The 7,384-nt window shown below is 27.5% G+C and carries 4 protein-coding genes and 6 pseudogenes; 8 read left to right on the forward strand and 2 right to left on the reverse strand.

Going from position 1 to position 7,384, the window contains the following annotated elements; translation table 11 throughout:
- The first annotated feature begins 8 nt into the window (after positions 1-8).
- The 4 genes and pseudogenes from BSV1_RS05375 to BSV1_RS05390 all read left to right on the forward strand — a co-directional run bounded on the left by BSV1_RS05375 (position 9) and on the right by BSV1_RS05390 (position 3,130).
- A complete protein-coding gene (locus BSV1_RS05375) occupies positions 9-554 on the forward strand; it encodes a chromosome replication/partitioning protein (RefSeq protein WP_012672902.1) in 546 nt (181 codons plus the stop codon).
- 3 nt (positions 555-557) lie between these two features.
- Positions 558-872 (forward strand): annotated as a pseudogene (gene bdr, locus BSV1_RS05380) (Bdr family repetitive protein); the annotation flags it as partial.
- 460 nt (positions 873-1,332) lie between these two features.
- Positions 1,333-2,674, forward strand: a pseudogene (locus tag BSV1_RS05385) (DUF244 domain-containing protein).
- 78 nt (positions 2,675-2,752) lie between these two features.
- Positions 2,753-3,130: pseudogene (locus tag BSV1_RS05390) on the forward strand (DUF261 family protein).
- A gap of 5 nt (positions 3,131-3,135) precedes the next feature.
- Here BSV1_RS05390 and BSV1_RS05395 read toward each other — a convergent pair.
- A pseudogene (locus BSV1_RS05395) lies at positions 3,136-3,892 on the reverse strand (site-specific integrase).
- Between the two features lie 426 nt (positions 3,893-4,318).
- On the opposite strand from BSV1_RS05395, the gene BSV1_RS07625 reads away from it, so the two are divergent.
- Together BSV1_RS07625 and BSV1_RS07630 are read left to right on the forward strand one after the other, a co-directional pair.
- The gene (locus BSV1_RS07625; RefSeq protein ID WP_012672911.1) at positions 4,319-4,471 is read left to right on the forward strand and encodes a hypothetical protein; all 153 of its coding nucleotides are present in this window, start codon (positions 4,319-4,321) and stop codon (positions 4,469-4,471) included.
- A 47-nt stretch (positions 4,472-4,518) separates the two neighbouring features.
- Positions 4,519-4,659 (forward strand): hypothetical protein, encoded by a 141-nt coding sequence (locus BSV1_RS07630; protein ID WP_012672876.1) that lies wholly within the window; start codon positions 4,519-4,521, stop codon positions 4,657-4,659.
- A 305-nt stretch (positions 4,660-4,964) separates the two neighbouring features.
- Here the strand turns inward: BSV1_RS07630 and BSV1_RS05405 are convergent, their stop codons facing one another.
- Complete coding sequence (locus tag BSV1_RS05405; protein WP_012672904.1) at positions 4,965-5,255, reverse strand: TM2 domain-containing protein; 291 nt, start codon at positions 5,253-5,255, stop codon at positions 4,965-4,967.
- Between the two features lie 209 nt (positions 5,256-5,464).
- Between BSV1_RS05405 and BSV1_RS06925 the strand changes: the two are divergent.
- Positions 5,465-6,018, forward strand: a pseudogene (locus tag BSV1_RS06925) (DUF603 domain-containing protein); the annotation flags it as partial.
- A 6-nt stretch (positions 6,019-6,024) separates the two neighbouring features.
- Positions 6,025-7,372, forward strand: a pseudogene (locus BSV1_RS05415) (PBSX family phage terminase large subunit).
- Positions 7,373-7,384: the final 12 nt, after the last annotated feature.

A 7,384-nucleotide genomic window follows, 5' to 3' on the forward strand; every position in this document is an offset into this window, starting at 1 on the left:
AGGATTAAGTGTCAAAGTTAAAAGTAAAAAAAATATTATTAAATAATAGAATTGAGGATGTTCAAGAATTTGAAAATGAGGAACTTGAATATAAAAGTTATAAGGATCAACTTCGTAGAATTACTGTTGATGATGTTGAGAATAAAATTAAAACAATGAAAATCCTATATAAAATAAGAGAAAAAAAACTTTATTTAATTGATGGTTATAAAAAATTTGAAGACTTTTTGTCAGAATTTATAATATCTAGAAGTCAGGCTTTTTTATACCTTAAAATTTATAGAAAAGTATTAGAGGGGAGCATATCAATAAATGATATTAAAGAAAAAGGCTTAAAGGGCGTATATAGAAATATATTAAACTTAGAAATTAAAGAGGATAAATCAAAACAAAATTCAATAAAGCCGCTAAGATTTCAACTTAAGAGTCAAGAAAGTTATGCGTTTTATAAAAGCAATGCTAAATTTGCTGGGTATCTTTTAGACAAATTATTTAATAATGAAAAAGAAATAATTAAAAGAATTATGAAGGAGTATAAACGGTTAAAAAGATAATTTATGAGTAATTTGGCGTATATAACATACAGCATGGAAAGCATAAAAAATGAATTTTTAAATATAGAATTTAGTGAAGAGGTAATAGATTTTATTTTTCTTCATAATAACAATTACAACTTTGAATTTTTAAAAGAGAAAATAATCAATGTAGAGAAGAATTTGCAAAAAGACGTATCTAATTTAGATGTCAAGATATATAATGTAGAAAAGAATTTACATACTAAGATAGATAGTTTGGATACCAAAATAGATGCTGTTAAGAGCGAACTTAACACTAGAATAGATAATGTGGGAAAAAGTTTGAACGAAAAGCTAAGATGAGCAACAGGTTAATATATTTTATAATATTTTTAACAGCAATTCTTGGACCAATTTAAATGTTTTATTTATAAGACGGCAAATAGTGAAATAATACACAATTTGCTTTTTTGGCAGCATAGTATAATACTAATAGGTATTGCTATAAAGCAACATTTTATTTTTGCTCTATTTGTAATTAAAAATAGGGCTATCCTGCAAGTAGTGCAGTTATTTGTATGTTTGTCAGTTTGATCACCTATTAATGGATTTGAAAAAAGAAGTGGAAACTTGGCGAAACTTTTTATAAAAAGTTTCGCCAAGTTTCCACTTCTTTTTTCAAAAAACTTTTCTAAAAGCCTGACAAAAATATCTAGTTAGGTTGGGTTTGACTAAGTTTTTGAACAAGAGAATTTAAATAAACCTAACTTTTTTTGTTATATGTTTGTATTTATTGAAAACTATAAAGTAGGCCGGTATGGCACCATTAAATAATAATCCGCAAGAAAGTATTAAAAATAGAGAATCCAAAATGCTGCATGTTAAGCGATAAAGTTTTGCTGGATGCGAAGTATCTGAGGAAAAATCTTCTATTACTAAAGAAAAAGGCAAATTAAGCAAGATGGCTAAAAAATTACCAGGGATAAGTAGTAAAGAGTGTTTTAGGTTTGATCGAAATCTTTGTTTTAACTTGTAAAGAAATGGGCTTAATAGATGCAGAGTTAGCGAAGTAGGCTTCTTATTGGGGGTGCAGGGCCAAAAGACTTAATGGCAAATAGGGTGCTTAAATATTTTGGAATGAGTATGCCTTTTAAATAGAATTTGTATATGCTCAAGGGCAAAGAGTTAGAAAATTCTAGGATTTAAAAAGTTTGTTAAAGTATAAGGCGATAATATCAAGGTTTTGCATAAAAATAAACATGCTAATAGTACTGGTAAATATAATTATTTCAAAAAACAGATAAATCAGAAACTTTAGCAGGCTTAACAATTGAGGGGTGGTTTATCAATAGTGATGGTGTTGTGGAGTTTTTAGAGATTAAGAGCAGTGATTCTAATTATATGAGCAGCGTTATTGTGAAGCACAATAAAAATGACAATTTTTAAGCAGTAAATATTTTTTTAAAATATTATGGTGGGCGCAAATCCAGCTAGCATGTGCTGGTCTTGAGTATTTTAATTTGTTTTTTTGATAGACGCGGCACCAATTAACTGCAAAATAAAGAGAAATAATGCTTTGATATCAAAAGTGTTTGAGTTTGTTTAGAAATGTGAAATGGAAGTTTTCAATTTAAGAAGTAAAATTTTGATAAACAAGGGAGTCAATTTACCGATCTCAAATAATGTTGATAATAATACGTTTATAAGGTTTATTAAAGAGGTAATGTTTGAGAGTGATTTTTGCCAATTTGGAATTGAATTTGATTGGGCAAGTGAATTTGTAGAGTGTATTGAGTGTATAGAGCTTGAGATTAAAACCGACCAGGCTGCTGCTAATCTTGAGTCTAATCTTATTGAGATTGACAATCTAAAAGTAGAACTAAATAAAATTCAAAATGAAAATAAAAAAAAGAAAACTTCTTAAAAGAACTGCTCAAAATTAAAATTGATAGCATTTTGAGTAAATGCCCATTGATTTGATTAATAATGTAAATTATAGATTTAGAGAATTTGTGTTTAATTATGATTCTAAGGAAAAAGCAATATCAGATAGATTTAAAGAACTTTTGCCAATAAGTAGTAAAGTATTCTTGCCAAAGAATATATCCTTTGCAAATAGTGCCGGTGTCCCCATTCATATGGGGACACTAAAAAATTAAAAAAATAATTTAATATCGGAGGCTTCAATAATGATTATTAGTAAAATAAAGTAAAACAATAGAAGTTTACGTTTAGAGATACAAAAATAGGGGTGTTGTTTTTTATGTCTGCGTTACTATACAAGTGCATTCAGGAAACTTGAATTTAATGTCTATGATATAAATACAGTTTATTACAGATTTTTAGGACTTGAGTACATTAGGAGTAATTGTTTTATTAAAAATCCTTGCATGATACTTAATTACTATGGAATTAGAAGTGGTGTGAAATATAAATCTTTTGGTTATTTTGGAGCTTTAAATGAATTTGAAATAAGTGAAGTTAAGATTAAGGGTGTTAATGGATTTCATTTTATAGTCACAAAAGATAAAGAGATATTATATAATTCTCTTGATTTAAAACCCTTTGGAAAAGAATTTAAAGCAACTTCAAAGCGTATATTTAAGCTTAGATAGTTTTACTACAATTTGAAATTATTTTTTACGCATTTATAAGCTTGAATTTTATTTGCAGAAGAGAGTCTGTAGATATTATCGATTTCGGATGTTGAATAATATTCCACAAGTTCTTTAATTTGAAAAGAATTGTATTTATTAGATTTTAAATTTAAAATAAATGAATTCCCATATAAATGAAGTGATTTATTTATCCCAAATCCCGACCCTTTAAGAAGATTTTTGAATTTTGTAGAAATGTTGATGATGCTAATTTAATTGTCTTTAAACTTATGTTTGATTTTTCGGAAAAGATAAGTACGCCTTTTATCAAGATTTTTTTCTTTAAAATGATTTTGTGTGTTATTTGAATAGTATTAAACTCTTCGGGGGTTGATAGTAATTTCTATAATGCAAGCGATATTTTGTGTTTTTACTATATTTACTTTTATGTTATAAAAAATCTTTGCAGCTTTGCTCAATAAGGATGAAATGTCTTACATTTTTACTTTTTGAAATTCACTGCCCCTATACATGCTTATTAAAAGTAAATGCAAGAACCAGCCTGATATTGGATCAGCTTTTTAGGGTTTTAATGCGCCTTACGATTAAGTTGCTAATTTTATAGTCAAATAAAACTTAGTATTTGGTTGTGAGTTTTTTAGTTTTTAATGTATTTTTTAGGATTTTGTTTTCCTTGAGTATTTTTTGATAATCTTTTGCAAGCTTAAGAAGTAGCTTGGCGCTGTCTTTATTTAAATTAAGATAATTGTTAATGCTCATAAAATCAGCTCTACATAAGTATTACTTTTAAATTAAATAAAAGTAATAAAAATTGATATAAATTATATTTTATATTTTACTAAAAACTAAAAATTTTAGTCAAATTGAGAGGCTTCTCGTTACATACAAAATACGAGCTTTAGAGTAGTTGTAGCAAACAGAAGTGGTAATTTTGAAGGGCTCCCACACAAAACTATATACTTTGTGTGATATATAGCAAAGACTTTGAAATTTAATTTGCATATGTTTTGCGGTTTGCCATAGTGAGTATGTTACTTACAATGGATAGATTTTTTAAGTTTAATTAAAATTACATTTAAAGTTTGCCACTATGCAATGTAAAGTGTAGCAAAATTAGATATTTAAATCTATAAAAAATTATATTTATTAGGAATTGCATTAAGCTTGAGGCTTATGGAGAGAATCATGAATAAAAAAATGTTTATTATTTATACTGTTTTTATTCTGATAAGTTCTTGCAAGAATTTTGCAGGTGGTGAAGATTTAAAGCAAAATTTAAAAGGCAAAGAAGGAAAAGAAAAAGTTAAAAAGGAATTAAAGGGAATTAAAGGAGCTTGAAGAGGGTTTAACAAAGAAAAAAGGGGAAAGGGGAAAAGCTTTAGAGGATGCTAAGAAGAAATTTAAAGAGCTTTAAATTCAAGTTGGATCTACAACTGGGACAACTGTTGGATATAGAGCGAGAAATCAAGGGCAAGTTGGAAAGCAAGCTTGGAAGCATGCTCAAGAATTGGGCTTTAAAAGCATGATCAGTGGTAATAATACTGGTTATATGGCTAAGGAAGTTATAACTAATTCGCTTAAGAAAATTGAAGAAGAGCCTAAGGAAATTGTAGAAAATAAAAAAGAATAAAGAAGTGGTTTTAAAAAGTATAAATTACTAAGAACAAGACTAATAACCAGTCTTGGTTTTTTATTTGTATTAATATTGCTAAAATCTTTTGAAAAAAATTTAATATCGCCCAATACTTTATTATCATTATTATTTAAATTACAGATTAAATTAATAATAAATAATAATAAAAATATTGCAAATATTGTTTTTTGAGTCATTTTAAATCCCTTTTTGAAAGGTATTTTTTGATATGTTAATAATCTCAATCAAAGCCCCAACTAATAAAAAGCCGCCTGTAAATAGGTATAATAAACCGGTTCTGGTTTTGCCTACATAAAATCTATGAGCCCCCAAAAACCCTAGAAGCAGGCATAATAAAAATATTGTTGTTCTATTGTAAGGTTTTTGAGCGTGTTTATTTTTAACCCCACAAGCAACACAAATTTCAGCATCTTTTTTAATTGCTTTGCTGCATGAGTGGCAATATATTTCATCAAAAGCTTTTGACATGGTTTTATATTCCTTTTAAAAATAAAACATGCTTATCTAAAAGCATTTAAGATGGGCAAATTGTATTTTTATGTATTTAAATTTAATAAATATTGTAAATATAGATCAGCAGTTAATAGATATAAAGAAGTTAGCAGTTTGTGTTAACAATTTGTTAAATTGCTTTATTATTTAGAGTAATAATTTGTTAATTTTGTTATTTTAGTGTAATACTTTTTAAAAAAGTTAAAAGATCTTTTGATGATTATGCTTTATGCTTTAGAGAAGTATCCTTAAGTGATGGAGAAATAGCAGTTAGACTGGGAGTTTCTAGAGTAGATGTGTAGAGAATGAGACAAAAATGGGAGAGTGGAGAAGTTTCTATTAATGAGGATTATAGAGTAATAATTAGTGAAGATACTTTTAAACACCTTGTAGTGCAGCCTTAAAATCAGAAGTTAAAGCTAAGAAAACTAAAGGAGAATTGGATTTGGAGCGCTTTAATTTAGAATTAGGATTTATGCGTGTGTTCAAACAATATTCTAGCGTTGAGCTTGCTAGCATGCTTTCTAAAATAGAAAATTTAAGATTTGAAACTAACTCTTTAAGTAAAGAATGTAATAAAAAAAGTCGAAAATGTGTTAATGAAAAAATTAATTCTTTGAAAAATGAGCTTAATGATCTTATAAAAGAGTGTTCAATAAGAGAAATGGAATTTTACTATGAATACATAAAAAGACTTTCTGCTGTCCATGAAGTTGAGAATAAAGGCAGATATAAAAGTATAAGAGTGAACTTAAATCAAGCAAAACTTTTTACAACACTTCAAAAGCAATACAAAACTCAGTTTGGAGTTGATATATTTCAATTTATAAAGTTATCAAACTCTGCAGTTAATTTTGATCGATTTAAAGAAAAGCATTTAACTTTAAAGCAAAAGAATGTAATAAAAAGCATTCAAAAGAATAATAAAAAGAAGATTATACTTAGTGGTGGTATAGCTAGTTGAAAAAGTATCTTGCGTGTTTTTTATGAAAAGTTTAATTGAAAAATAAAAAGTTATACTCTAGTGATACGAATAATTTTATTATAGGCAATTCTCAGTGTTCGGCTGAAGTTAATGTTTTAAGATAATTTAAAAAGCTATGCAAACTTCTTAATATTTCTTATATTCCAAAGAATACAAATATTTCATATATCCTCATTGATTCACCCCGCATTAATTTATATGGAGGGGATAAGGCAAGTGATTTTGAAAGATTTATAGGAAGTAATTCGGAGCTTATTTTTATGAATGAGGTTGCTACTTTACATAAGCAAACTTTAGAGGAGGTCTTGAAAAGACTTAGGTATGGACAAGAAACTATTATTTTTGATACTAAGCCGGATTATCCAGAACATTATTTCAAAACCGATTATATTGATAATGCAGCAACTTTTAAGACATATAAGTTTACAACTTATGATAATGTTCTTCTTAGTAAAGGATTTATTAAAACTCAAGAGAAGCTATATAAATATATGCCGACATATAAAGCAAGAGTATTACTAGGAGAATGGATAGCAAGTACCGATTCAATTTTTACCCAGATTAATATTGCTATTAATATTGCCGAGGATTACGTGTTTGCTAGTCCAATAGCATAGTTAGATCAAGCATTTAGTATTGGAGGAGGCAACGTCGCTTTATGTGTTATAGAGAGATTTAATGATAAGTATTATGCCTTTGTATTTCAAGATCAACGACCCGCTAATGATCCCTATATTATAAATATGGTCAAGATTGTTTTATAAAATTTCAATGTACACGCACTTTATTTAGAAGATAGATATAACACCAAAGGTGCTGGTGGATTTACTCATGAATATATGAGGCTTAGAAACAATATGAGCTAATATTTTAGAATTTTGTCGATTAAACCAAGGTCTAATAAGTTTAGTAGAATATCGACTCTAATTATACCGTTTACTTACAAGAAGCTTTACATTGAAAAATACAGTAGTTATTCTGTATTTAATGATATTTATTCTTATAAAGGGATAACAAAACCCACGATGATGCTCTTGATGTAATATCTGCTGCATATTTGATGATGTCTTTAGGATATAAAGAGAGAAGTGTTCACTTTGGCAATTAAAGATTTTTGTAA

The sequence above is a fragment of the [Borrelia] finlandensis genome, from assembly GCF_000181875.2.
Classification (GTDB): domain Bacteria; phylum Spirochaetota; class Spirochaetia; order Borreliales; family Borreliaceae; genus Borreliella; species Borreliella finlandensis.